General features: G+C 72.2%; 21 protein-coding genes. 15 read left to right on the top strand and 6 right to left on the bottom strand.

Annotation, left to right across the window (positions count from 1 at the left end):
* Window positions 1-67 precede the first annotated feature (67 nt).
* Window positions 68-679 (bottom strand): zinc ribbon domain-containing protein, encoded by a 612-nt coding sequence (locus tag ACWTSU_RS08110; RefSeq protein ID WP_455139558.1) that lies wholly within the window; start codon window positions 677-679, stop codon window positions 68-70.
* An 81-nt stretch (window positions 680-760) separates the two neighbouring features.
* Window positions 761-1,666: a zinc-ribbon domain-containing protein gene (locus ACWTSU_RS08115; protein WP_455139560.1), complete on the bottom strand. Its 906-nt coding sequence runs from the start codon at window positions 1,664-1,666 to the stop codon at window positions 761-763.
* A 104-nt stretch (window positions 1,667-1,770) separates the two neighbouring features.
* Here ACWTSU_RS08115 and ACWTSU_RS08120 point away from each other — a divergent pair, with 104 nt between their 5' ends.
* Window positions 1,771-4,005, top strand: a complete 2,235-nt coding sequence (locus tag ACWTSU_RS08120; protein ID WP_455139562.1) for a WG repeat-containing protein — start codon at window positions 1,771-1,773, stop codon at window positions 4,003-4,005.
* Between the two features lie 11 nt (window positions 4,006-4,016).
* Here ACWTSU_RS08120 and ACWTSU_RS08125 read toward each other — a convergent pair whose 3' ends face one another.
* The gene (locus ACWTSU_RS08125) at window positions 4,017-4,964 is read right to left on the bottom strand and encodes an FHA domain-containing protein (protein ID WP_455139564.1); all 948 of its coding nucleotides are present in this window, start codon (window positions 4,962-4,964) and stop codon (window positions 4,017-4,019) included.
* Between the two features lie 425 nt (window positions 4,965-5,389).
* Between ACWTSU_RS08125 and aroF the strand changes: the two genes are divergently transcribed.
* From aroF to ACWTSU_RS08165, 8 genes are all read left to right on the top strand, one after another.
* Entirely contained in the window at window positions 5,390-6,415 is a 1,026-nt protein-coding gene (aroF, locus tag ACWTSU_RS08130) for a 3-deoxy-7-phosphoheptulonate synthase (RefSeq protein WP_455139566.1), read from the top strand.
* A complete protein-coding gene (locus tag ACWTSU_RS08135; RefSeq protein ID WP_455139568.1) occupies window positions 6,415-7,317 on the top strand; it encodes a prephenate dehydrogenase in 903 nt (300 codons plus the stop codon). The genes aroF and ACWTSU_RS08135 overlap by 1 nt, the downstream gene beginning before the upstream one ends.
* Window positions 7,314-8,399, top strand: coding sequence for a 3-dehydroquinate synthase (gene aroB, locus ACWTSU_RS08140; protein WP_455139570.1), 1,086 nt, complete (start codon window positions 7,314-7,316; stop codon window positions 8,397-8,399). The genes ACWTSU_RS08135 and aroB overlap by 4 nt, the downstream gene beginning before the upstream one ends.
* Before the next feature lie 278 nt (window positions 8,400-8,677).
* Window positions 8,678-9,997, top strand: coding sequence for a 3-phosphoshikimate 1-carboxyvinyltransferase (aroA, locus tag ACWTSU_RS08145; protein ID WP_455139572.1), 1,320 nt, complete (start codon window positions 8,678-8,680; stop codon window positions 9,995-9,997).
* Window positions 9,997-11,115 (top strand): chorismate synthase, encoded by a 1,119-nt coding sequence (gene aroC, locus ACWTSU_RS08150; protein ID WP_455139574.1) that lies wholly within the window; start codon window positions 9,997-9,999, stop codon window positions 11,113-11,115. Before aroA ends, aroC begins: the two co-directional genes overlap by 1 nt.
* 336 nt (window positions 11,116-11,451) lie before the next feature.
* On the top strand, window positions 11,452-12,603 hold the full coding sequence (locus ACWTSU_RS08155; protein ID WP_455139576.1) for a bifunctional chorismate mutase/prephenate dehydratase: 1,152 nt from the start codon (window positions 11,452-11,454) through the stop codon (window positions 12,601-12,603).
* A gap of 1 nt (window position 12,604) precedes the next feature.
* The gene (locus tag ACWTSU_RS08160; protein ID WP_455139577.1) at window positions 12,605-13,897 is read left to right on the top strand and encodes a shikimate kinase; all 1,293 of its coding nucleotides are present in this window, start codon (window positions 12,605-12,607) and stop codon (window positions 13,895-13,897) included.
* A 157-nt stretch (window positions 13,898-14,054) separates the two neighbouring features.
* Window positions 14,055-14,960 (top strand): type II 3-dehydroquinate dehydratase, encoded by a 906-nt coding sequence (locus ACWTSU_RS08165; RefSeq protein WP_455139578.1) that lies wholly within the window; start codon window positions 14,055-14,057, stop codon window positions 14,958-14,960.
* Window positions 14,961-15,140: 180 nt separating this feature from the next.
* Here the strand turns inward: ACWTSU_RS08165 and ACWTSU_RS08170 are convergent, their stop codons facing one another.
* Window positions 15,141-15,536: a hypothetical protein gene (locus ACWTSU_RS08170; protein ID WP_455139580.1), complete on the bottom strand. Its 396-nt coding sequence runs from the start codon at window positions 15,534-15,536 to the stop codon at window positions 15,141-15,143.
* 63 nt (window positions 15,537-15,599) lie between these two features.
* Window positions 15,600-16,193 (bottom strand): 5-formyltetrahydrofolate cyclo-ligase, encoded by a 594-nt coding sequence (locus tag ACWTSU_RS08175; protein ID WP_455139582.1) that lies wholly within the window; start codon window positions 16,191-16,193, stop codon window positions 15,600-15,602.
* Window positions 16,194-16,338: 145 nt separating this feature from the next.
* Between ACWTSU_RS08175 and trpS the strand changes: the two genes are divergently transcribed.
* Window positions 16,339-17,388, top strand: coding sequence for a tryptophan--tRNA ligase (gene trpS, locus ACWTSU_RS08180; RefSeq protein ID WP_455139584.1), 1,050 nt, complete (start codon window positions 16,339-16,341; stop codon window positions 17,386-17,388).
* Between the two features lie 235 nt (window positions 17,389-17,623).
* Here trpS and argF read toward each other — a convergent pair whose 3' ends face one another.
* On the bottom strand, window positions 17,624-18,622 hold the full coding sequence (argF, locus tag ACWTSU_RS08185) for an ornithine carbamoyltransferase (protein ID WP_455139586.1): 999 nt from the start codon (window positions 18,620-18,622) through the stop codon (window positions 17,624-17,626).
* Window positions 18,623-18,777: 155 nt separating this feature from the next.
* Between argF and ppk1 the strand changes: the two genes are divergently transcribed.
* From ppk1 to ACWTSU_RS08210, 5 genes are all read left to right on the top strand, one after another.
* Window positions 18,778-21,252, top strand: a complete 2,475-nt coding sequence (gene ppk1 / locus ACWTSU_RS08190; RefSeq protein WP_455139588.1) for a polyphosphate kinase 1 — start codon at window positions 18,778-18,780, stop codon at window positions 21,250-21,252.
* On the top strand, window positions 21,252-22,592 hold the full coding sequence (gene rlmD, locus ACWTSU_RS08195; protein WP_455139590.1) for a 23S rRNA (uracil(1939)-C(5))-methyltransferase RlmD: 1,341 nt from the start codon (window positions 21,252-21,254) through the stop codon (window positions 22,590-22,592). The genes ppk1 and rlmD overlap by 1 nt, the downstream gene beginning before the upstream one ends.
* 195 nt (window positions 22,593-22,787) lie before the next feature.
* The gene (locus tag ACWTSU_RS08200) at window positions 22,788-22,973 is read left to right on the top strand and encodes a ferredoxin (protein WP_455136169.1); all 186 of its coding nucleotides are present in this window, start codon (window positions 22,788-22,790) and stop codon (window positions 22,971-22,973) included.
* 73 nt (window positions 22,974-23,046) lie between these two features.
* Window positions 23,047-23,670 carry a Maf family protein gene (locus tag ACWTSU_RS08205; protein WP_455139592.1) on the top strand — a complete coding sequence of 208 codons (624 nt, stop codon included), beginning with the start codon at window positions 23,047-23,049 and terminating at the stop codon, window positions 23,668-23,670.
* Window positions 23,663-24,652 carry a P1 family peptidase gene (locus ACWTSU_RS08210; protein WP_455139594.1) on the top strand — a complete coding sequence of 330 codons (990 nt, stop codon included), beginning with the start codon at window positions 23,663-23,665 and terminating at the stop codon, window positions 24,650-24,652. The genes ACWTSU_RS08205 and ACWTSU_RS08210 overlap by 8 nt, the downstream gene beginning before the upstream one ends.
* Window positions 24,653-24,876 lie beyond the last annotated feature (224 nt).

Genomic DNA, 24,876 nt, shown 5'->3' on the forward strand with positions numbered 1-24,876 from the left:
CTGGGGCTCGCCCCCGTGGGGGGAGCGCCCCTCCCTAGCTCCCCCCCCGCCTAGATCGAGCTGCTCCCTACGCGGTCCTGAGGTTCAGGACGATGCCCGCGACGGACGCGGCGGCGCAGAGCGCGATGACCGGGACGTTGCCGCCGATCCCCGTGGTCACAAAGAGGAGGAAGAACACCGCGCAGAACAGCGTCGTCAGGACGAGCCCCACGTTGAGCAGCCCCTTCTTGCCGCCCGTCATCCTGCGGACCGCGCCGATGACGACGAGGGCCGCGCACACGAGGAAGGCGGCGAAGAACAGGCCGAAGAACACCTGGTACGGGAGGCCGCCCCTCGTTCCCAGGAGCGCGTCCATGCGCCCGCCGAGCTGCGTCAGGCCCCAGAGCGAGTAGCTGGGGTCAACGAGGCCCATCAGGTACCCGTTCTGCAGGTCGCGCGTCATGCCCATGAAGCTCGCGTGGATCGTGGAGAGGTCGACCCACGGCAGGAGGCTCGTGAGCAGGGCGACGCCGCCCGCCACGGTCGGGGCGAGGCCCCGGGGCGCGTTCGCGAGGGCCGCGGGCGCCGGGGCGCGACCGGGCGCGCCTACGCCCTTCTCGCCACCCGGGAACCTATACCCGCACTTGCCGCAGAACTGGGCGTCGTCGGAAACCTGGTTACCGCACTTCGGGCAGAACATGACCTACTCCTTCGAACGTCTCCTCCCTGTCAGGCCAACCGTACCCGGCCCAGGGGAGAAAACGTTGCGCAACATGAGCGATCAGGACTTCTCGAGGGTGTAGGTGTCGTCCGTGGAGTCGCCGAGGTGCTGGTCATAGTGACGGCTCTCAGCCACGGCCTTCAGACGAACGCCATAGCTGAACTGCTGGGGCTCAAAGGAGATGCTGACGTAGTCGTCGGACCCCTCGATGTCGCCGCGGACCGTGAATCCGCTCTCGGAGTACGTTGTCGTCAAGTCCTCAAAGGTGACGACCCGGTCGCCGTCGGTCTTCTCGGCATCCGTGGTCAGATCTCCGTGCCCGTGGAACAGGACGCTCACGTCGAGGGTCATCTGCCCGGTGGTCGAGTTGACGCTCTTGATCGTCACCTCGAGCGGGGTCTCGGAGGCGCCGTAGCAGTGGGCGGTCCCGCTCGTCTCGGAGAGCGCGCCGGTCCAGGTGCCGACGAGCGACTGGGCGTCGTCGAGCGTGGGCTCGGCCGCGGCCTCGCCCGAGGCATCGTCCGCCACGGCATCGGGGCCGGTGGTGGCGACGGGCGCCTGCTGGGCGGCCGAGAGGGCGTCGAGCTGGCCCCGCAGATCGTCCACCTGGGCCTGGAGCTCGTCGGCGCGGGCGTTGGCCTCGGAGACGCGCTGGTCCATGACGTACCACACGCCGCCGCCCGCGGCCCCCGCCACCACGGCCGCCGCGAGGACACCGGCGACGACGCGCGGGGCATAGGACTTGCCCGCCGCGCGCCGGGCGTCGGCGTAGGCGGCGCGGGCGCGCCTGAGGCTCTCCTTGGCCTGCTCCTTGGTAGGAGGCTCGTCGGCGCCCCGCTCCGGCACGGCGGCGCGCATCGTCCGGGACGCGTCCGGGGCGTCCGGACCCCCGACGATGGGGGCGCCGCAGACGGGACAGAACCGGGCGTCGTCCTTGAGCGACGAGCCGCAGTTGGGGCAGTTCATGAGTCTCTCCTCTCGCATGGGCGGCCGCGCTTACGGGCATCGCGGCAGGCGCGGCGTGCGGGGCGCGCACGCCCGTAATGGTACCCTTCCCACAGGGAGGAGACATGCAGGCTGCGACAGACGGACACGCGCGCGAGACCGGCGGCGTTGCCGTGGTCACGTTCGACTCGTTCGAGCCGGCCGTGGCGGTGACGCCCGAGACGCGCCCGGCGACGCTCAGGCGCTTCATGACCCTGCTGGTCGAGCAGGGCGGCGGCGACCTCTCCGGGGGGACGGGCTACGTGTGCCGCGCGAGAAACGCCCGGGGCGAGCAGTTCGCGCTCAAGCGGCTGCACCCCTCCCCGGCCGGCGACGCGCGCGCCGAGGAGGGGCGCGCGGCGGCCTTCCGCGAGGAGTACGCGACCCAGCTCGCCGTCTCCCGGCTCCGCGGCTTCCCGGAGGTCTACGGCTACGGAGCCATCGACGGGCAGCCCGCGATCCTGATGGAGTGGGTCGCGGGCGTCACGCTCGAGGACGCGCTCCCCCGGCTCGCGAGCGAGCGGGACGCCGCGGGGGCGCGCGTGCCGGCCCGCACGGTCGCGCGGATTGGCGTGGCCGTGCTCAACGTCCTCGCCGCCGCGGCGCACCTCGATCGTCGCTTCGTCCACCGGGACCTCTCGCCGCGCAACATCATGCTCCGGACCCGCGACCGCGACGTGGCGGAGCAGGCCGAAAGTGGGCGCTTTGACGTGTGCCTCATCGACTTCGGGAGCTCGGAGCTCCTGGACGCGGGCGGCGCGGGGGCGTTCACGATGCGCACCAACGTCTGGCGCAACGGCACGCCCGAGTGGGCGCCGCCCGAGATGCTGACGCGCGACGTCTTTGGCGTGGAGGCACTGCGCACCTCGCCCTCGATCGACGTCTACGCCCTGTGCAGCGTGCTCTTCTGGCTCTACGCCGAGCGCACCCCCTACGAGGTCGCGGCGCGGCCGAGCGTGGCCCCCTACCTCGTGAAGCGCGACCGCCCGCCCCAGCCGCCCCGGCTCAGGAGCGCGGCCGACGCGCCGCTCGTGGGCGCGATCCTCGCCGGCATCCGGCCGCGCCAGGCCGACCGCGTCGGCGCCGACGAGCTGAGGGCCCGCCTCGCCGACTGGCTCGACGGGCGCGCGGGCGCCCCGGCCGCGACACCCGCCGCCGCCCAGGCCGGCTCGGGCCGGGCCCCCGTGCAGGCGCCCGTGCCGGCCCGGGACGCCCGGGCGGAGGCCCCGGCGCGCCCCCGCCGCTCCGTCACGCGGCGCGCGCTGATCGTGGCGGGCGCGACGGTCGCCGGCGTCGCCGCGTGCGCCGGCGCGGCGTACGGGGCGAGCCGCCTCGCCGCCCTTCTCGCCGGTGACGCCGCCGGCGGGGACGCCGGGACCGATGACGCGGCAGGCGAGCGCGACGGCGCGACGGCCCACGCCACCGGCTCGATGCGACTCGCCGCCCGCGACGCCTCGACGGGTCTCTGGGGACTGGTGGACGAGACGGGCGCCTGGGCCGTGGGGCCGAGCCTCCCCTCCGCGCCCGGGCCGCTCTCCGAGGGGCTTCTCGCCGCCTGCGACGCGGCCACCGGGCGCTGGGGCTACCTCGCGCCCGACGGCTCGTGGGCGGTCCGGCCGTCCTTCCTGGGCGCCGGGGCGTTCCGCGGCGGGGTGGCACCGGCGCGAGACGCCTCGACGGGGCTCTGGGGACTCGTGGACGAGACGGGCGCCTGGGCCGCCGATCCTGCCTTCGCCGAGCTGGGCGTCCCGTGCGCGGGGCTCGCCGCCGCCCGGGCCGCCGACGGCGGCGCCGCGGACGACGAGCGGCCCTGGGGCCTGGTGGACGCGTCCGGCGCCTGGCGGCTGGGGCCCGCGTACGCCGGCATCGGAGACCCCTCCGAGGACGGGGTCGTGGCCGCGGCGCCGACGCCCTCGTCCTGGGGCTTCGTCCGAGCCGACGGGACGGCGGCGCTCGACGGCACCTGGAGCGCGGCGCGGCGCTTCTCGGAGGGCCTCGCCGCCGTGATGCGCGGCTCGACCGAGCGCTGGGGCTACGTCAGCGAGACGGGCTCCGTCACCGTGGACTACGCGCTCGACGCGGCCGGCGACTTCTCGGGCGGCCTCGCGCCGGCGCTCGACCACGAGAGCGGGCTGTGGGGGCTTCTCGCCCCCTCCGGCGCCTGGTCGGTGAGCCCGCGCTTCTCGCGGCTCGGAAACCTCGCGGACGGTCTGGCGCCGGCGCGCGACGCCGGCAGCGGGCTCTGCGGGTTCGTGGACCAGACGGGGGCGTGGGTCGTGCCCGCGTCCTTCTCGGAGGTGTCCTTCGGGGACCTCGCGTAGGGGCGCGGGCGCTACCCGGCCACCTCCAGCACCAGGAACTCCGTGCTCGCGGCGAGCCGCAGCGTGTCGCCGGGCAGGACCTCCACCGGGGCGGCCGCCCACGAGGGGCCACGCCGGGCGCTCGGCGGCTCCACCACGCGCTCGGGGCCGCCGTCGCCGGGGACCAGCGTGGTGCCGAAGGTCGAGCCGAGCCCCTCCACGAACCAGCGGCCGCCCTCGCGCCAGATCCTGAGGTGGCGGCCCGAGACGTCGGGGGCCACGTCGACGATGGCGCCGGGGTCGGGCGCGAGCGAGCCGATCACGGTGCCGACGGCGTCGGCGCGCAGCGGGTGGATGCCGCCCGCGATGCGGCCCTCCGTCACGCGGGCCAGCGCGAGCACAACCTGGTCGGGCCGCTGCCCGGCCGAGGGCGCGCCGACGTCGGCCGGGCGCGTGCGCAGGGCGCTGCCGAGCGACTCCGCCGCGAAGCGCTCGACGATTTGGACGGCGCGCGCCGGGTCGCCCAGACAGCCGGTCGCCAGGTACAGCACGAGCAGGGCCACGGCCCGCCCGCGCCCGCTGGCGACGGACATCGCCCGCACGCGGGCGAGCGCGTTGGCGTAGAGGGCGTCGCTCTCGCCCCAGGCGCGCAGGCACGCGCGGAACCCGGGAGCGGCCTCGTCGGCCACGTGGCGCTCGATCGCGGCCGGGGCGCCGGGCCCGAGCCTGGCGACCAGGCGCTCGCACACGGCGCGCGCCGAGGCGGGAAACGGCGCGAACATCGACTCGGGCAGCCGGCGCGGGCGGGCGTGCACCACCTCGCGCGAGAGGAACGTCCGCTCGCCCACGCGGTCGCGCGGCGCCAGGCCGCCCGCCACGCGGCGGTCGCTCAGCACGATGTGCGCGAGGTCGCGGTTGCTGATGCCGCCGAAGTCCTTGAGGTCCGCGAACAGATACGAGCTCGGCGTCTCCTCGCCCACGCTCGGCCTCCCCTCGACGCCGTCCTAGGTCACGTCGAGTATACCGTTGCGCGCCGGGCTTCTCGCCGCCCCCCTCCGACCGTGCGGGCCGGGGGCGCGTCCGCGCCCACGTGGTACACAGATGGCCCATCTGTGTTTTGACGGCCCACAAAAGGGGCATCTGTGTGCCGGAACCGGGCCGCGACGGGCGAGAAGGGCCCGAATCCTGCGGTTTTGACGGCACTCCCGCGCGCGGACGTCCTTCTCGCCGACCGTTCGGGCGATGCCGGCACACAGATACATGATTTGTGGGCCGCGGAAACACAGATGCCGTTTTTGTGGACACGAGGCCGATCGCGGGCGTCGTTGGCCGACGAGGGACGCACCCGCGCGTGGTACCATGGGCTTTTCTGTATCGCGACACCCCAGAGCACCCAGGAGATTCCATGATCGCAGTCGTCAAGGACAGCGCAACCACCGACCAGCTGGACCACCTGGTCCGCTGGATCGAGGACCGCGGCTTCAAGACCAACGTCTCGCAGGGCGACAACGAGACCCTCGTCGGCATCATCGGCGACACCACGCGCATCGACCCCTTCCTGCTGGAGAGCATGGACATCGTCGAGCGCGTCCAGCGCGTCTCGGAGCCCTACAAGCTCGCCAACCGCAAGTTCCACCCCAAGGACACCGTCGTCGACTGCGGCCACGGCGTGCTCGTGGGCGGCGGCCACTTCCAGGTCATCGCCGGCCCGTGCTCGGTGGAGGGCGAGAACCTCCGCACGATCGCCCGGGCCGTGCGCGCCTCGGGCGCCACGATGCTGCGCGGCGGCGCCTACAAGCCCCGCACCTCCCCCTACACGAGCCAGGGCATGGGCGAGCGCGGCCTCGACCTGCTCATGGAGGTGGGCGGCGAGCTCGGCATGCCCGTGGTGACCGAGGTCATGGACCCGCGCGACGTGGAGATGTTCGTCGAGAAGGGCGTGGACGCGCTGCAGATCGGCGCACGCAACGCTCAGAACTTCCCCCTCCTGCGCGAGGTGGGGCGCGCGGGCCGGCCGGTGCTGCTCAAGCGCGGCATGTCCGAGACCATCGACGAGCTGCTCATGGGCGCGGAGTACGTGATGAGCGAGGGCAACCCCAACGTCATGCTCTGCGAGCGCGGCATCCGCACCTTCGAGACGCGCACGAGAAACACCTTTGACGTCAACGCGATCCCGGTGCTCCACCACCTCACTCACCTGCCCGTGGTCGCCGACCCCAGCCACTCCACCGGCTACACCCGCTACGTGCGGCCGGCCGCCTACGCCGCCGTGGCCGCCGGGGCGGACGCCCTCGAGGTCGAGGTCCACGACTGCCCGAGCCGCGCCTGGTCGGACGGCGCGCAGGCGCTCACGCCAGACCAGTTCGCCGACGCCATGCGCCGCATCGCGCTCATCCGCGACGCGGTCTGCGCCGACGTCGAGGAGGCGTGATGGCCGGCGAGAGGGGCGGCGCGGCCGGGGCCGCGGACACGACGGGCGCCACCTATGTGCCCGGGCGCGTGGGCGTGGTGAGCCTCGGGCTCATGGGCGGCTCGTTCGCGCGCGCCTTCGCCGCGGCGGGCGTCGAGGTCTTCGCCTGCAACCGCACGCGCTCCACGCTCGAGCTGGCCATGATCGAGACCGTGACCGGCGAGCTCGACGAGACCACGATCCCCACCTGCGAGCTCGTCATCCTGGCGGGCTACCCCGCCTCCACGATCGAGTGGCTCGAGGCGCACGCCGCGCTCGTCTCGCCGGGCGCCATCGTGATCGACACGGTAGGCGTCAAGCGGGTGATCTGCGAGCGATGCGAGGAGATCTGCGCCGGCCGGCCCTTCACCTTCGTGGGCTGCCACCCCATGGCGGGCACGCAGTTCTCCGGCTTCGCGCACTCGCGCGCCACGATGTTCAAGGGCGCGCCGATGGTCGTGGTGCCGCCCGAGATGGACGACTTCGCGCGCGCCGAGGTCCTCGAGCGCCTCAAGCGCCTGCTCGAGCCCTGCCAGTTCGGCAGCTTCACGCTCGCCACCGCCGACGAGCATGACCGCATCATCGCGTTCACCTCCCAGCTCGCGCACGTGGTCTCCAACGCCTACGTGAAGAGCCCCACCGCGCGCGAGCACAAGGGCTTCTCGGCGGGCAGCTACAAGGACCTCACCCGCGTGGCGCGCCTGAACGCGCCCATGTGGACGGAGCTGTTCCTGGACAACGCCGACCACCTCTCCGAGGAGCTCGGCTGCATCATCGACAACCTCCGGGCGTACAAGGACGCCCTCGACGCCGGCGACGCCGAGCGGCTCGAGGCCCTTCTCACCGAGGGAGACCGAATCAAGCGGGAGGTCGAGGGACGATGAGCGAGGACCGCATCGTGCACGTGAGCGCCGCGTCGGCGTCCTATGACGTCCACGTGGGGGCCGGCGCGCTGGGCGAGCTCGGCTCGGTCGCGCGCGAGACCGCGGGCGGGGCGCGCTGCTGCGTCATCAGCGAGACGAACGTGGCGCCGCTCTACGCCGACGCGGCCGAGGCCTCCCTGGCCGCCGCCGGCTACGACGTGGCCGAGCGGCTGGTCTTTGCCGCCGGAGAGCGCCACAAGAACCTGGGCACCCTGGGCGGGCTGCTCGAGGGGCTCGCCGACCGGGAGCTCACCCGCTCCGACGTGGTCGTGGCGCTGGGCGGCGGCGTCACGGGCGACGTCGCGGGGCTCGCCGCGGCGCTCTACCTGCGCGGGTGCCCGGTCGTGCAGGTCCCGACGTCCCTTCTCGCCATGGTCGACTCATCCGTGGGCGGCAAGACCGCCGTGGACCTCGCGGCCGGCAAGAACCTCGCGGGCGCCTTCTGGCAGCCCGCCGCCGTGGTCGCCGACGTGCGCTGCCTCTCGACCGTCGACGAGGGCCTGTTCCGCGACTCGTGCGGCGAGGTCGTCAAGCACGCCGTGCTCGCCGACCCCGCGATGCTGGACGAGCTGACCGGGCGTCCCCTCACGCGCTCCCAGGCCGACGAGGGCCGCCTCGTTGACGTGGTGGCGCGCAACGTGGCCATCAAGCGCGACGTCGTGGACGCCGACGAGCGCGAGAGCGGCGTGCGCCAGACGCTCAACCTGGGTCACACGATCGGGCACGCCATCGAGGCCGCGAGCGACTTCTCGCTCGGGCACGGCTCATGCGTCGCGGCCGGGCTCTGCATGATGGCGCGCGCGTCCGCCCGGCGCGGCTGGTGCAGCGCGGAGACAGCCGAGCGGATCGTCGCCTGCGTGGCCGCCCACGGCCTCCCCACCGGCTCCGACGTGGCCACCGACGAGCTCATGCGCTACGCGACGCACGACAAGAAGCGGCGCGGGGACGGCGTGAACGTGGTGGTCCCCGCCGAGGTCGGGCGCTGCGAGGTGCGCCGCGTCAGCTTTGACGAGCTGCGCGAGCTCATCGAGCTGGGTCGCTAGGCCGCCCCATCGCTCTGCTCGATAACCCGCAAAATATGATTTCATAACCATATATTTGCAGGAAAGAATTACGCGCTTGTCAGTTTTTGCGTGTTAATGGCCCGCCAGAGGTGCCCGGAGCGGGAGAGGGACCGAATCGAGCGCGGGGCGAGAGGGGCGGCGCGCCGGCCGGGTCGGATGCGGCCCCGACGCGCCCGTCACCCGCATCCTCGACACCGTTTGTCGCGTGCGCGCGGTAGCATAGACGCGCAAGGAAGTCACGACCACCTGGAGCACCATTGAACGTCACCGTACAGCCCGGCCCGCTCACCGGCGAGGTGCGCGCGCCTTCGTCAAAGTCGGAGGCCCACCGCCTGCTGATCTGCGCGGCGCTCGCCCCCGGCACGACCGACATCGACTGCACCTCGACCTCGGACGACATCGACGCCACGATCGGTTGCCTCGAGGCGCTCGGCGCGCGCGTGGCCCGCACGCGCCGGGGCTTCCGCGTGGTGCCGGTCCCGGGCACCTCGGCGTCGGACAACCGTCCCGAGGGAAGGCGGGACGCGCTGCTCGACTGCGGGGAGTCCGGCTCGACGCTGCGCTTCCTTTTGCCCGTGGCCGCCGCGCTCGGCTGCGGGGCGCGCCTCACCGGACACGGGCGGCTCCCCCAGCGGCCCCTCTCGCCGCTCTACGAGCAGCTCCAGGCGCACGGAGCCGAGCTGTCCCCGCAGGGCGTCATGCCGCTCGTCGTGGGAGGCCGGGCGCGCGCGGGCCGCTACGCGCTGCCCGGAGACGTCTCGTCGCAGTACGTAAGCGGCCTGCTCATGGCCGCGCCGCTCATGGGGGGACCCGTCGAGGTGCTCGTGCGCGAGCCCATCGAGTCGCGCCCCTACATCGACATCACCGTCCGCGCGCTCGCGAGCTTCGGCGTCGAGGTGTCCGAGTCCGCCGCCCGCGCCGCCGTCGGCGCGCCCGCCCGCTCGTTCGTGGCCTCGGCGCCGCGCGGCCTGACCTCACCCGGGACCGTCAGCGTGGGAGGCGACTGGTCGGGCGCCGCGTTCTGGCTCGCAGCCGGCGCGCTCGCCGGCGACGGCGTGGCCGTGAGCGGGCTCGACCTCGGCAGCGCCCAGGGCGACCGCCAGGTCCTCGCCGCCCTCGCGCTTCTCGGCGCCCGCGTCCTGCGCAGCCCGGAGGGGGCCGCCTGCGCGCCCGACCACCTGCGCGCGCACGACCTCTCGGTGGCGAGCTGCCCCGACCTCGTGCCCCCACTCGCCGCCGTGGCCGCCCTCGCCGAGGGCGTCACGCGCATCCGCGGGGCGGAGCGGCTCCGCCTCAAGGAGTCCGACCGCCTCGAGACCATCTCGGCCGCGATCAACGCGCTCGGCGGGCACGCGACGGTGGTCGACGACGGGCTCGACATCGAGGGCGTGAGCGAGCTCGCCGGCGGCACCGTGGACGCCGCGGGCGACCACCGCATCGCCATGATGGCCGCCGTGCTCGCCTGCCGCTGCGCCTCCCCCGTCACCATCGTCGGCGCCGAGTGCGTAAGCAAGTCCTACCCCGCGTTCTTCGAGGACTGCGCCGCGCTCGGCGGCTCCGTCAGAAAGGAGGACTGATGCCCTCTACCCTCGGAACCGCCCTGCGCGTCACCGTGTTCGGCCAGTCCCACTCCCCCGCCGTCGGCTGCGTCGTGGAGGGTCTCCCCGCCGGCATGCGGGTCGACGCCGAGGCCCTCGCCGCCTTCGTGGCGAGAAGGGCCCCGGGCCGCGACCCCTGGTCCACCCCCCGGCGCGAGCCCGACGAGCCCCGCATCGTGAGCGGCCTCAACCCGCGCGGCGAGACGTGCGGAGCCCCGCTCTGCGCGATCATCGAGAACACCAACACGCGCTCGGAGGACTACAGCAACCTGCTCGCGGTCCCGCGCCCCGGCCACGCCGACTTCACGGCCTGGGCCAAGTGGCACGGCGCGCAGGACGTCCCCGGCGGCGGGCACTTCTCGGGACGCCTCACGGGACCGCTGTGCGTGGCGGGCGGGCTCGCCCTGCAGTGGCTCGCCGGGCGCGGCGTCCGCGTGGCCGCCCACGCTGCCGAGCTCGCGGGCGTGACCGACGAGCCGCTCGCGGCGCTCGACAACTCGCCCGAGGCCAACGCCGAGCTCGGGCGCCAGATGGACGCGCTCGCCGACGGCCGGCGCGTGCCCGTGATTGACGAGGCGGCCGGCGAGCGCATGGTCGCCGCCGTCATGGACGCCCGCGCCCGCAAGGACACCGTGGGCGGCGTCGTCGAGTGCGCCTGCACGGGCCTGCCGGCCGGCGTGGGCTCGCCCATGTTCGACGGCATGGAGAACGTGATCGCCCGGGCGCTGTTCGGCGTGCCCGCGGTCAAGGGCGTTGAGTTCGGGCGAGGCTTCGGGGTGGCGCGGATGAGCGGCACCCAGAACAACGACCCCTACGAGGTCCGCGACGGCGCCTGCGTGCCCACAACCAACAACGCCGGCGGCATCCTCGGCGGCATCACCACCGGAGCTCCGCTGCTCGTGCGCTGCGCGGTCAAGCCGATCTCGAGCGTGATGGTCGAGCAGGACTCGGTGGACCTCACGACGATGGAGCCGGCGCGCCTCAAGGTGCACGGGCGCCACGACACCACGGCCGTGCTGCGCGCCGTCCCCGTGGTGGAGGCCGTCGTCGCCCTCGCCGTGGCCGACGCCCTCCTCGCCTGGCCGCCCGAGGCGTAGGGGCGCCGTAGGGCTGGCGAGAAGGTCCGGCGCTCGGACAGTCCTCGCCGCGCAGAGGGCGCACGGCTGCGGAACTCGCGGCGGACCTTCTCGCCAGCCCCCAGCAACGTTTCACGTGCGCTTGCTCCCGGTTGCGTACACTCGAGAGGGTTACGTACACTGTACGAACTCTGATGGGCTTCTCGGCAAGCCTCTGAGCTGGTGATATGCGGGTTTGAACTAAATTCGCGCCCGGGCGGAGTGTACGTAACCGGCGGGTGTGTACGTAACCGGGCGCGACACCCGGACGAGAGGCAACGAGCGGCCCCGCGGGCCGCGAGCGACAGGAGGAAGCAGATGGCGGAGCTCGGGGAGCTGAGGCAGGAGATAGACAGGATCGACTCGGAGATCTTCCGGCTGTTCACGGAGCGGGCGGAGGTCTCGAGCGGCGTGGCGGCGTACAAGCGCGAGCACGGCCTGCGCGTCTTCGACCCCACGCGCGAGCGCGCCAAGGTCGCCGACGCCGAGCGCCGGGTCCCCGAGGACCTCGCCACCTACGCCCAGGTGCTGATGGAGCTGCTCATGGAGGCGTCGCGCGCCCGCCAGCACGCCCTTCTCGGCGACGACGCGGACGACGCCACGCTGCGCCTCATCCGCGAGGCACGCGCGCGCACCCCCGAGCTCTTCCCGCGCTCGGCCCACGTGGCCTGCCAGGGCGTGGAGGGCGCCTACTCGCAGCTCGCGGCCGAGCGCCTGTTCCGCCGGCCCAACATCACGTTCGCGCCGACCTTCGACGCGGTCTTCCGCTGCGTCGGGCAGGGGCTCGCGCGCTACGGCGTGCTGCCGATCGAGAACTCCACCGCGGGCTCGGTCAACCAGGTCTTCGACCTGCTGATGGAGCACTCCTGCTACGTGGTGCGCACCACGCGCGTCAAGGTTGACCACAACCTGCTCGCCAAGCCCGGCACCACCCTCGCCGACGTGCGCGACGTCTACAGCCACCAGCAGGCCATCAACCAGTGCGCCGAGTACCTCTCGGGCCTGCCGGACGTGCGCGTCCACGTCTGCGAGAACACGGCGGTCGCCGCCAAGCGCGTCGCCGAGTCCGACCGCCCGGACGTGGCGGCGCTCTCGTCGCTGCCCTGCGCCGGCCTCTACGGGCTCGACGTGCTCTCGTCCTGCGTCCAGGATCGCGACAACAACTACACGCGCTTCGCCTGCATCGCGGCCAAGCCGCAGATCTTCCCCGGGGCCGACCGCACCTCGCTCATGGTCGTGCTGCCCCACGAGCCCGGCTCGCTCTACAAGCTGCTCGCGAAGTTCTACGCGCTCGACATCAACCTGCTCAAGCTCGAGAGCCGCCCGATCCCCGAGCGCGACTTCGAGTTCATGTTCTACTTCGACCTCGAGTGCCCCGTCGCTGCGCCCGAGTTCACCGCGCTCATGGCCTCGATCGGCGGGCTCTGCCAGGAGTGCCGCTACCTCGGCAGCTACGCGGAGGTGATCTGACGTGGCGGACGGCGAGAGGGGCGCGGCCACGACGGCGCCGTTCGGCCTGGTGGGGCACCCGCTCGGCCACAGCTGGTCGCCGCAGATCCACGAGCGGCTGGGCTCGGCGCCCTACGAGCTGCACGACCTCGCGCCCGACGAGGTGCGCCCCTTCGTGCGGGACGGCGCGTGGAGCGGGCTCAACGTGACGATCCCCTACAAGCGCGAGGCCGCCGAGCTCGCCGACGAGCGCAGCGAGCGCGTGGAGCGGCTCGGCGTGGCCAACACGCTCGTGCGCCGCTCCGACGGCACGATCTTTGCCGAGAACACCGACGTGCTCGGCTTCGCCTGGATGCTCGAGCGGTTCTGCCGCCGCGAGCTCGGCGGGGACGCACGCGGGGCGCTCGCGGGCCGCGAGACGCTCGTCCTGGGGTCGGGCGGCGCCGCCCAGGCCGTGGTCGCCGCGCTCGAGGGGGTCGGCGCGCGCGTCGTCGTGGTGTCGCGCCGCGGCCCGGAGACCTATGACGGGCTCGCCGCGCGCCATCCGGACGCGGCGCTTCTCGTCAACACCACGCCCGTGGGGATGTACCCCAACTGCCCCGCCTCTCCCCTCGACGACGGGGAGCTGGCGGCGCTGGGCGGCCTGCGCGGCGTGCTCGACGTGGTCTACAACCCCGCGCGCACCGGGATCTGCCTGGTCGCGGAGCGCCTGGGGCTGCCCTTCGAGAGCGGCCTTGCCATGCTCGTGGCCCAGGCGCGCTTCTCGAGCGAGCTCTTCCAGGGGCGGGCGCTCGACGACGCGCTGGTCGAGAGGATCGAGGGCGAGCTGCGCGCGCGAACGGAGAACGTCGTGCTCATCGGCATGCCGGGCGCGGGCAAGACCAGCTGCGGCCGCGCGCTCGCACGCAGGCTGGGGCGCCCCTTCGCCGACGTGGACGAGACGATCCGCGCCGAGCGCGGGCGCAGCGCGGCGCAGATCATCCGCGAGGACGGCGAGGAGGCGTTCCGCGCGGTCGAGAGCGACGTCACCGCGCGCCTCGGGGCCCGCTCGGGCCTGATCGTCGCCTGCGGCGGGGGCGTGGTCGAGCGCGCCGAGAACTACGACGCGCTCCACCAGAACGGCCGCATCGTCCTGCTCGACCGCCCGCTCGAGGAGCTGAGCGACGCCGGCCGACCCGTCTCGCAGGACCGCGGCGTGGAGCGCCTGGCCGCGGAGCGCATGGGCCGCTACCGCGCCTGGGCCGACGTCACGCTGCGCTGCACGGGCTCGCCCGAGTCGGACGCCGCGGCGCTCGCGGGGCTTCTCGGCCTCTGACCCGTCCGTGAACCGCCGCCCGCGGTGCCGTTCGGCGGCGCGGGCGCCCGCGAGCGGCCGTGGCCCTATACTCTTCCCTCAGGTTAACGGGTTGTGAGGAGAGAGACGGGGAACGGGGGCTCCGACTCGCGATTCGATGACGAGAGGGGATCGCGACGTGGACAGAAGGCAGATCGCCGAAGAGGTGCTCGCCGCCGTGGGTGGCCGTAACAACGTCACCGCCAACGACATCTGCATGACCCGCCTCAGAATCGTCACCGAGGACCCCTCGCTCGTGAACACCGAGCAGCTCTCCTGCGCCCGCGGCGTGCTCGGCTTCGTGCGGCGCGGTGCCAACGGCTTCGAGGTCGTCTTTGGCCCGGGGAAGGTCGAGGGCGTGCACGACGAGCTCGTCACGCTCACCGGCATCGACTCCGCTGACCTCGCGATCGGAGACGTGGCACACGAGGGCGCCGCGGGCCCCATCAAGGTGCACATCACGCCCAACGCGCTGCGCGACGCGGCCATCTCCCAGCGGGACGAGGACAGCGCCGCAGCGGACGACCCCGACGAGATCGACGACCTCGCGAGCCTGCTCGAGGACATCGACGACGAGGACGCGCCCGCCGACGAGGCGCGCCCCGCGCGCGTGCTCGTGATCAACGGCCCCAACATCAACATGCTCGGCATCCGCGAGCCCGACATCTACGGGCACGACACCTACCAGTCCATGCTGCAGCTCTGCCACGACGCGGCCGACGAGGCCGGCTTCGCCGAGTGCACCTGCTTCCAGTCCAACCACGAGGGCGACCTCATCGACGCCATCCAGGACGCCTACGGCAGCTACGACGGCATCGTCATCAACCCGGGCGCCTACACGCACACCTCCATCGCCCTGCTCGACGCCGCCAAGGCCGTGGGGCTGCCGATGGTCGAGGTGCACATCTCCAAGCTCGACGAGCGCGAGGACTTCCGCCAGGTGTCCTACATCCGCGCGGCGTGCTTCGAGACCGTGAGCGGCCAGGGCATCGAGGGCTACCGCACCGCGATTCGCGACCTCGCCGCGCACATCGGCCTGGGGTAACGCGGGCCCGTTCCCGACGGGTCGCCCTTCTCGCCCGCCGCGCCGCCGAGCTTCTCACCCATTAACCCGCAAAACCTGACATTCACAAACCTTAATCCAGCAAATATATGATTATGAAATCATTTTTTGCGGGTTAATCCGCGAGAAAGACGACATGAGGCGTCAGCATCGCCGCGCGACCTACGACCGGTCATCCTCCCCCATCCGCGCAACGCGCCGCGCAAGTGCGCCAAGCCCGAGCCCGATGAACGAGAAGAGCGCGTGGATGCAGAAGGTGAGCAACACGAAGGCAATGTCGCTCGCGCTCACGGTCGAACCCGCACCAAGGCCCGTCGAGCGGGTCCACCCAAAGGCGAGCGGGGCGACGAGGGCGGCCATCGCCGCGGTTGCGATGGCAAAGAGCCACGTGCGGCGTTCCCATACCCGCCAACGACCCGCAAGCGAGCTGGTCGCAATCGAGACCAGGGGCAGTAGGGCCCACATGATGGCCATCGCGTAGCCTGTCAAATCGGGGGGCGGGTCCGTCCCGAGCGCCCAGATCGCGAGCACGCACACGACGAGGTTGACCGCCAGCAAGACCACCCCGTGCCTCGGCCGAACCCTCATCAAGCCCCCTCCCACGCGGCGACGGTTGCGCGCCTACCAGCAGCTCCAGCTGACGCCCTCGGTCACGATATAGTCGACCGGCACGTCGTGCGGACCCACGGGCAGCGGGTTGGAGCTCAGCTGCGTGGTGCGGGCGAGCCCGACCTTCCAGCCGGGATAGAACGGCAGGAAGCGGTCGTAGTATCCGCCGCCGTACCCCACGCGGTGACCCGCGCCGTCAAAGACCAGGCCCGGCACCAAGCAGACGGACCTCACCATGTCCGACACCGCGAGCGCCGGGGCGTCGGCCGGGGGCTCGGGGATGCGGTGCGCGCCGGGGCGCAGCTCGTCGAGCGAGCGGATCTCGTGGAAGCTCATCTCGTGCGCAGCGGGGTGGGTCAGCGGCACGGCCACGCGCCGCCCCTCGGCGAGAAGCCCCTCGATCAGCGCGCGCGTGTCGACCTCGGCTCCCACCGAGACGTACGTGAGCACCACGGGCGCCGCAACGAAGACCGGCAGCGTGCACAGGCGCGCGCGGATGGCCTCGTCCGAGGCGCGTCGTAACCGAGCGGGAATGGTGGCGCGCGCGGAGAGATAGTTGCTCCTCAGCGAGCTCTTGTCGGCATCGGTGCCCTGTGAGCTTGCCACGCGCCCCCCTCTCGTCTTCTCGGCCGGTCGGTTTATCCTAGCAGAGAATGACGGGCGTCCCGGGCACGTAACCCGCCGGTTGCCGTACCATAATGCGCGTTGAGTTTGCGCCGCCCGGGCGGCGCGCGAGCGATACGGAGGCACCATGCCCAACGAGGGTAGCTACGAGGCGGCGCTTCGCCGCAGCAACGAGGTCCACGCCGACCTGGCGGACCACCCCGAGAAGTACACGATGCTCAGCGGCGACCGTCCCACCGGCCGCCTGCACCTGGGTCACTACTTCGGCACGCTCATCGACCGCGTCCGGATGCAGGACATGGGCGTGCGCACCAACATCATCATCGCCGACTACCAGGTCATCACCGACCGCGACACCACCGAGCACATCAGGGACAACGTCTACAACATGGTCATCGACTACCTGGCCTGCGGGATCGACCCGGCCAAGACGATGATCTTCACGCACTCGGCGGTGCCCGAGCTCAACCAGCTCATGCTGCCGTTCCTCTCGCTCGTGACCGAGGCCGAGATGGAGCGCAACCCCACCGTCAAGGCCGAGCAGGAGGCCTCGGGCCACGCGCTCACCGGTCTTCTGCTCACCTACCCCGTGCACCAGGCCTGCGACATCCTGTTCTGCAAGGGCAACGTCGTGCCCGTGGGCCGCGACCAGCTCCCCCACATCGAGATCACCGACAAGATCGCCCGCCGCTTCAACGAGCGCTACGGGCGCGTCTTCCCCGAGCCGGTGGGGCTTCTCACCTCCACGCCGCTGCTCCCCGGGCTGGACGGCCGCAAGATGAGCAAGTCCTACGGCAACGCGATCTCGATATCCATGAGCGCCGAGGAGACGGCCAAGCTCATCAAGAAGTCCAAGAGCGACTCCGAGCGCATGATCACGTTCGACCCCGAGAACCGTCCCGAGATCTCGGGGCTTCTCACCACCGCCTCCATCTGCACCGGCCGCGACCCCAAGGAGATTGCCGACGAGATCGGCATGGGCGGCGCCGGACAGCTCAAGAAGTACGTCACCGAGGCCGTGAACGGCTACTTCGCGCCCATCCGCGAGAGGCGCGCGGACATCGAGAAGGACCTGGGCTACGTGGCCGACGTCATCCACGAGGGCAACCGCCGCGCCCGCGAGATCGCCGCCGCGACCCTCGACGAGGTCCGTGAGGCCATGGGGATGGTGTACTAGCGTCAACCAGACGCCTTCAGAAAGCTTGAGCATGTCGAGAATCGCCAGAACGGGCGCCGAGAAGCCCCGTTTTGGCGATTTTCGACATGCTCAGCGAAAAACGTGCCGTGGGAACGGGGCGTCAGGATGACTCGCACGCGCCGGAGGCTTGGTCCCGCCGCGAGTTCCGCAGCCGCGCCCTTTGCGGCGAGGACTGTCTGAGCGCCGGGACCAAGCCTCCGGCGCCCCGGACGGCCTACCGCAACGTGGCCAGCATGACCGCCTTGATCGAGTGCAGGCGGTTCTCGGCCTCGTCGAAGACGCGGCTACGCGGGCCCTCGAAGACCTCGTCGGTCACCTCGAGCTCGGCCAGACCGAACTTCTGGTAGACCTCCTCGCCGATCGTGGTCTTGCGGTCGTGGAAGCTCGGCAGGCAGTGCATGAAGATCGCGTCGTCGGCCGCCCGCTCCATGAGCGCAGCGTTGACCTGGTACGGCGCGAGCAGCCGGATGCGCTCGCCCCAGAGGTCCGCGCTCTCCCCCATCGAGACCCAGATGTCGGTGTAGATGACGCTCGCGCCGGCCGCGCCCTCCTCGACGTCGGGCGTCAGCGTGATCGTGGCGCCCGTCCCGGCCGCCACCTCGCGGCACGTCTCGACGAGCGCGGCGTCCGGCATCTGCTCGGCGGGCCCGCACGCGCAGAAGTCGATCCCCAGCTTGGCACAGACCACCATGAGCGAGTTGCCCACGTTGTTGCCCGCGTCGCCCATGAAGGTGAGCTTGCGGCCGCGCATGCCGTCCCGGCCGAACTCCTCCTCCATCGTGAGGACGTCGGCGATCATCTGCGTGGGGTGGAACTCGGTGGTGAGGCCGTTCCACACCGGCACGCCCGCGTAGGCGGCGAGTTCCTCCACGCGCTCCTGGCCGAACCCGCGGTACTCGATGCCGTCGAACATGCGCCCGAGCACGCGCGCCGTGTCGGCGATGGACTCCTTCTTGCCGATCTGCGAGGCGCTCGGGTCCAGGTAGACCGCGTGCATGCCGAGGTCGGCCGCGCCCACCTCGAAGGCGCAGCGCGTGCGCGTGGAGGTCTTCTCGAAGATCAGCGCCACGTTCTTGCCCTCGAGGTAGCGGTGCGGCTCGTGGGCGCGCTTCTTGGCCTTGAGATCGGCCGAGAGGTCGATCAGGTAGCGGATCTCCTCGGGCGTGAAGTCGAGCAGCTTGAGGAAGCTGCGCCCGGAAAGCGAAACGGACATGGCACTCTCCCCTCGACCGGCGGTGAAAGCCCGATTGTAGCGCAGAGCCCGCACGCCGACGCTTGCAGAACCCTGACGTGGTGCACGCGGCGGCCGCCCGCCCGGCTGCTATCATCGACAGAGACTGTGAACCGTCAACGCAGGGAGCTGAACACATGGGCAAGGACGCCGACAGGGCCGAGCGCGCCGAGAAGGGCGAGAAGCCCGTCAAGACGGAGCGACCCGCCAAGGGCGAGCGCGACAAGGGCGAGGCCAAGGCCGGCAAGAAGGCCAAGCGCGACTTCTCGTACACCCAGAACCGCGAGATCAGCTGGCTTCGCTTCGACGACCGCATCCTCGACGAGGCCTACGACCCCGAGGTGCCGGTCTTCGAGCGCCTCAAGTTCTGCGAGATCGTGGAGTCAAACCTCGACGAGTGGTTCATGATCCGCGTGGGCGGCCTCTCTGACCTCGCCTCGCTCAAGAACCAGCCCAAGGACAACAAGTCCAACATGACCCCCGCCGAGCAGCTCGACGCGATCTTCGAGGCGCTGCCGCCGCTCGTCGAGCGCCACGAGCGCGGGCTCGCCGAGGTGGAGCGCCTGCTCGCCGAGCGCGGGCTCGAGCGCGTCTCGCCCGCGGACTACAGCGAGGCTGACCGCGTGGCCGTGGCGCGCCACTTCGACCGCCGCCTCGCCCCGATCATCTCCCCGCTCATCGTGGACCCGCGCCACCCGTTCCCCAACCTGCGCAACGGCCGGCTCTTCGTGGCCTGTTCGCTCGACGGCAACGGCGAGACCGGGCTTCTCGGCCTCATCGAGGTGCCCGCCGCGGAGGCGCGCGTGGTCGCGCTTCCCTCCGCGGGCAAGTCCTGGCGCTACACCCTGCTCGAGGACGTCCTGCAGACCTGCCTCGACCAGTGCTTCGGCGACTACGTACCCAAGCGCTCGGCCGTCATCCGCGTCACGCGCAACGCCGACATCGACCCGGACGGCGAGGGCGTCGAGGAGGAGGAGGACTACCGCCAGCACATGAAGAAGGTCCTCAAGCTCCGCCAGCGCCTGCAGCCGGTGCGCCTCGAGATCCGCGGCAAGCTCGGCAAGCAGCTCGAGGGCATGATTGAGGGCGAGCTGGACCTCGAGCCGCGCCGGGTCTTCCGCCTGGAGCGGCCGATCGACCTCTCCTACGTCTACGGCCTGGAGAGCCACATCCCCGACCACGAGCACGCGGCGTGCGTGTTCCCGCCGTTCGAGCCTCAGGTCTCGCCGATGGTGGACCTCTCGCGGCCCATGCGGCCGCAGGTGGAGGACCACGACGTCCTGCTCACCTACCCCTACGAGTCGATGACGCCGCTTCTGCGCCTGGTGCGCGAGGCCTCCGGTGACGACGCCTGCATCTCGATCAAGATCACGCTCTACCGCGTGGCCAAGAGCTCGCACCTCTGCGAGAGCCTCATCAGCGCCGCCGAGGCCGGCAAAGACGTGACCGTGCTCATGGAGCTGCGCGCGCGCTTCGACGAGGCCAACAACATCGCCTGGGCCGAGCGGCTCGAGGACGCTGGCTGCACGGTGATCTACGGCGCGGAGGGCTTCAAGTGCCACTCCAAGATCTGCCAGATCACCTACCACGACCGGGATGGCATCAGCCGCGTGACCTGCCTCGGCACCGGCAACTTCAACGAGAAGACCGCACGGCTGTACTCCGACTTCATGCTGCTCACCGCCGACGACGGCATCGGCGCGGACGGCAACACCTTCTTCCGCAACCTCTCGCTCGGCAACCTCCGCGGCAGCTACCGCCACCTCGGCGTGGCGCCGGTGGGGCTCAAGCCGCTCGTCATGCGCGGCATCGAGCGCGAGATCGCCCGCGCCCGCCAGGGCGAGCCGGCGCGCGTCTTCATGAAGATGAACTCGCTCACCGACCGCGACGTCATCGACAAGATCTCCGAGGCCTGTGAGGCCGGCGTGAAGGTCATCATGATCGTCCGCGGCATCTGCTGCATCAAGGCGGGCGTGCCCGGCAAGACCGATAACCTGGTGGTGCGCCAGATCGCCGGCCGCTTCCTCGAGCACGCGCGCATCTACGCCTTTGGCGAGTACGCCGACACGATCTACCTCTCGTCCGCCGACATGATGACGAGAAACACCGAGCGTCGCGTGGAGATCGCCTTCCCGGTGCGCGACCCGGCATGCTCGCAGATCGTGCGCGACTTCGTGCGTCTGCAGCTCTCTGACAACGTCAAGGCGCGCCAGCTCACGCCCGAGGGCACGTGGGCGCGCGTAGAGGTCGCCGAGGGCGAGCCGCGCGTCAACAGCCAGGAGGTGCTGCTGCGCGAGGCCTACCGTCGCGCCCGCGAGGCCGCCGACGAGCGCGCCCGCGCGGCAAAGGCGGACCGGGTGGCGCCCGAGCCCGACGCGGCCCCCTCGCTCGCGCCTGTGGAGGGGCCCGTCCCCGAGGACGAGGGCGCGCTCGAGGTGGGTTCGGCGAGCGAGGAGCTGATCACGGGCGCCCCGGAGGCCGCTCCCGCCGAGGAGACGCGCACGACCGAGCCCGCGGCGGCTGCCGTCGCCGAGCCCGGGCGCGGGCGCGTCTCGCGGGCGCTCTCGCTCTTCGGCGCCGCGTTCCGCACGCTCTTCGGGGGCTCCCGCTGATGGCCGCCGCGCCCGAGCCGCGAGAGCTCGAGCTCACCTGCGAGCGCATGTCCTACGGCCCCGACGCGGTGGCGCGCGACGCCGACGGCAAGACCGTCTTCGTCTCGGGCGCCGTGGCGGGCGACCGCGTGCGCGCCGTGGTGGACCGCGCCGGCGAGCGCTGGGACCACGCGCGCGCCACGGAGCTTCTCGACGCCTCGCCCGACCGCGTGGCGCCCGGCTGCCCCTACGCCGCACTCTGCGGCGGCTGCCCCTGGGCCGCGCTCTCCTATCCCGCGCAGGCCCGCGCCAAGCGCGCCGGCGTGGTGGACGCCCTCGCCCGCATCGGGGGCATGGGGGCCGAGCGCGCCGAGGCGCTCGTCGCGCCGCTCGAGAGCCCGTCGGCGCCCTGGGGCTACCGCAACAAGGTCGAGCTCGCCGTGGCGCGCGAGGGCGGCCGTGTGGCGCTCGGCATGCACGCGGCCGGCGGGGACGGCGTCGTGCGCGTCAAGTCGTGCGCCCTTCTCGACAAGCGCTTCGCCAAGGCCGTGAGGGCCGTCTCCGGTGCGCTCGGCTACCTCGCCGGCAGCCACGGCCTCACGCTCGAGCGCGTGGGCGTCCGCGCCTCCTCGCGCACGCGCGAGGTCGAGGTGGCCCTCTGGGACCACCCCGGCCCCTTCCCGCGCGCGCAGGCGGCCAAGGTGCTCACCGACGCGCTCTCCCCCACCTCGGTGGTGCGCGTGATGCAGAAGGGGCCGGCCAAGGCGCGCCGCATCGCCGGCGTCGAGTGCCTCTCGGGCGCGGGCTCGTGGGGCGAGCGCGTGGGCGAGGAGCGCATGCGCGTCTCGGCTCCGTCGTTCTTCCAGGTCAACACCGCGGGCGCCGAGAAGCTCGTGGAGCTCGTGCTGGACGCGCTGCGCCCTGAGCCCCACGAGGAGGCGATGGACCTCTACTGCGGCGCCGGCACCTTCACGCTGCCGCTCGCGCGGCGCGCCGGGCTCGTCTCGGCCGTCGAGTCCTACGGGCCGGCCGTGCGCGACCTGCGGCGCAACCTGACCGCCGCCGGGCTCGACAACGTGGACGCCGTGGGCGGCGACGCCGGGCGCGAGTTCCCCGACACCGACGCCGACGTGATCGTGGTGGACCCGCCGCGCGCGGGGCTCTCCCCCGACGTGGTGCGCCGCCTCTCCGAGCAGCCGGCGCGCGCGATCGCCTACGTGAGCTGCGACCCCGCCACCCTCGCGCGCGACCTCGCCCGCTTCGACGAGGCCGGGACCTTCTCGCCCTCGCGCGTGACGCCGATGGACCTCTTCCCGCAGACCTTCCACGTGGAGACCGTGACGCTGCTCGAGCGCACGTAGGCGGCGGGCCCGCGGCGGCGCGCACCTCTCGCCGGCTGTTCAAATCCCACGTCCGGGCTAGGAATAACGCCCAGCTCACGACCGTTGGCTCGTCTTTTTGGGCTATACGCCCGAGACGGTTGCGCGCGCGGCGACAAACGGGTACAAAAGGGAGGAAACCTGGGCAGGGGGTCCAGGCAAGAGAGAGGAACCAACATGAAGGCTACGGTCAACGAGGATTGCATCGGCTGCGGGCTCTGCGAGGGCACCTGCCCGGACGTCTTCTCCATCTCCGACGACGGCGTCGCCGTCGCCATCGAGGAGGACGTGCCGGAGGAGGTCGAGGATAGCGCCCAGGAGGCGGCCGACAACTGCCCCGTCTCCGCCATTACGGTCGAGTAGACGTCGCACGAGCGCGTACACATGGCGGGAGCCGCTCACGGCTCCCGTCTTTTTGTATGGAGAGGGGGCACCCGTGATACTTGCGTCGCAGTCGCCGCGCCGCCGCGAGCTGCTCGAGGCGGCGGGCTTCGAGCTGACGGTGGTGCCGGCGAGCATCGATGAGACGCGTCGCGCGGGCGAGAAGCCCGTGGCGCTGGTCGAGCGACTGGCATGCGAGAAGGCCGCCGCCGTGGCCGACCGACTCGGCAGCGTGTCCGACGGCGAGCCGGTGGTGGCGGCCGACACCATCGTGTGGACCGACGACGGCGCGGTGCTCGGCAAGCCCGCCGACGTCGCGGACGCCGCGCGCATGCTGCGCGCGCTCTCGGGCCGCGCGCACCACGTCTCGACCGGCGTGTGCCTGGTGGCTCCCACGGGCGCGCGGCGGAGCTTCGTGGAGACCACCGACGTCACGTTCTGGGAGCTCACCGACGCCCAGATGGAGGCTTACGTGGCGAGCGGCGAGCCCGCCGACAAGGCCGGCGCGTACGGCATCCAGGGCGCCGGGCGCATGCTCGTGCGCGGCATCCGCGGCGACTACGAGAACGTGGTCGGGCTTCCCGTGGCGCGCCTGGTGCGCGAGCTGTCGGAGCTGCTGGGCGCGGGCGGGGACGACCTCGTCGCGCGCTCCATACGGATGGGAGGACCCCTTGCCTAGCGAGAAGAGCGGCGCTGCGGCGCCCGCGAGCGTCACGCAGATCCCCGGCATCCTGGCCGGGCACGCCACGCTGGCCGAGGCCGGCACCGGCTGCACCGTCATCGTCTGTCCAGCCGGCGCGACCGGCGGCGTGGACGTGCGCGGCGGTGCCCCGGCCACGCGCGAGACCGACCTGCTGCGACCCGAGGAGACCGTGGACGTGCTGCACGCCGTGGTGCTCTCGGGCGGCAGCGCCTACGGGCTGGCCGCCTCGTGCGGGGTGGCCGAGGAGCTCGAGCGCCGCGACGTGGGCCTCGACGTGGGCGTGGCCAAGGTGCCCATCGTCTCGGGGGCGTGCCTGTTCGACCTTGCCTGCGGAGACGCGCGCGTGCGACCGGGCGCCGAGGAGGGTCGCGCCGCGTGCGCCGCGGCCTTCGAGCGCGCCGGCGAGCCGCTCGCGCGCGGCAACGTGGGCGCGGGCTGCGGCTGCACCGTGGGCAAGCTCGCCGGCCCCGGGCGCGCGATGAAGTCGGGCCTCGGCGAGGACGTCGAGCGCGCCGGGGAGCTCGTCTGCGGCGCCGTCTCGGCCGTGAACGCCTGCGGCGACGTGCGCGACCCCGACACCGGCGAGGCGATCGCCGGCGTGCGCACCGAGGACGGCCGCGGCCTCGCCAGCAGCGAGGAGGCCCTGCTCGGCGGCTACGCCCAGATGCCGCTCGAGCGCACCAACACCACGATCTCGTGCGTGGTCACCAACGCGCGGCTCACCAAGGCCCAGGCCACCAAGGTCGCCCAGATGGCCGCCGACGCCTACGCGCACGCGATCGTTCCCACGCACACCACCAACGACGGCGACACCGTCTTCGTGATGGCCACGGGCGCGGTGGACGCCCCCGTGGACGTGGTGGGCGCCCTGGCCGTGCGCGCGCTTGGCCGCGCGATCGCCGACGGCGCCCGACAGGCCGAGGGAGCCTACGGCTACCCCGCCGCCCGCGACCTGTAGGGCTTCTCGCCCCACTGTCCCACTGTACATACCCGGAGCAACTGTACATACCCGAATGAACTGAGCTGCGTAAACGTCGCAATTCGTGTACAGTCGCTTCGAGTATGTACACATGCTCCGGGCATGTAAAATCACCGCGTAAGAAGGCCCCAAGCGCGAGACAGGAGGGAGCCACTCCCTTCATGCGACATCTGCCTCGCAAAGAATCTGGGGGGAGGGGGAAG

It is taken from the genome of Thermophilibacter sp., from assembly GCF_966187215.1.

What these genes read in the sequence shown, in the direction of transcription:
- aroC (WP_455139574.1), top strand. Translation starts at nt 9,997, where the DNA reads ATGCCCTCTACCCTCGGAACCGCCCTGCGCGTCACCGTGTTCGGCCAG.
- ACWTSU_RS08115 (WP_455139560.1), bottom strand. Translation starts at nt 1,666, where the DNA reads ATGAACTGCCCCAACTGCGGCTCGTCGCTCAAGGACGACGCCCGGTTC.
- trpS (WP_455139584.1), top strand. Translation starts at nt 16,339, where the DNA reads ATGCCCAACGAGGGTAGCTACGAGGCGGCGCTTCGCCGCAGCAACGAG.
- ppk1 (WP_455139588.1), top strand. Translation starts at nt 18,778, where the DNA reads ATGGGCAAGGACGCCGACAGGGCCGAGCGCGCCGAGAAGGGCGAGAAG.
- argF (WP_455139586.1), bottom strand. Translation starts at nt 18,622, where the DNA reads ATGTCCGTTTCGCTTTCCGGGCGCAGCTTCCTCAAGCTGCTCGACTTC.
- rlmD (WP_455139590.1), top strand. Translation starts at nt 21,252, where the DNA reads ATGGCCGCCGCGCCCGAGCCGCGAGAGCTCGAGCTCACCTGCGAGCGC.
- aroB (WP_455139570.1), top strand. Translation starts at nt 7,314, where the DNA reads ATGAGCGAGGACCGCATCGTGCACGTGAGCGCCGCGTCGGCGTCCTAT.
- aroF (WP_455139566.1), top strand. Translation starts at nt 5,390, where the DNA reads ATGATCGCAGTCGTCAAGGACAGCGCAACCACCGACCAGCTGGACCAC.
- ACWTSU_RS08200 (WP_455136169.1), top strand. Translation starts at nt 22,788, where the DNA reads ATGAAGGCTACGGTCAACGAGGATTGCATCGGCTGCGGGCTCTGCGAG.
- ACWTSU_RS08155 (WP_455139576.1), top strand. Translation starts at nt 11,452, where the DNA reads ATGGCGGAGCTCGGGGAGCTGAGGCAGGAGATAGACAGGATCGACTCG.
- ACWTSU_RS08110 (WP_455139558.1), bottom strand. Translation starts at nt 679, where the DNA reads ATGTTCTGCCCGAAGTGCGGTAACCAGGTTTCCGACGACGCCCAGTTC.
- ACWTSU_RS08135 (WP_455139568.1), top strand. Translation starts at nt 6,415, where the DNA reads ATGGCCGGCGAGAGGGGCGGCGCGGCCGGGGCCGCGGACACGACGGGC.
- ACWTSU_RS08120 (WP_455139562.1), top strand. Translation starts at nt 1,771, where the DNA reads ATGCAGGCTGCGACAGACGGACACGCGCGCGAGACCGGCGGCGTTGCC.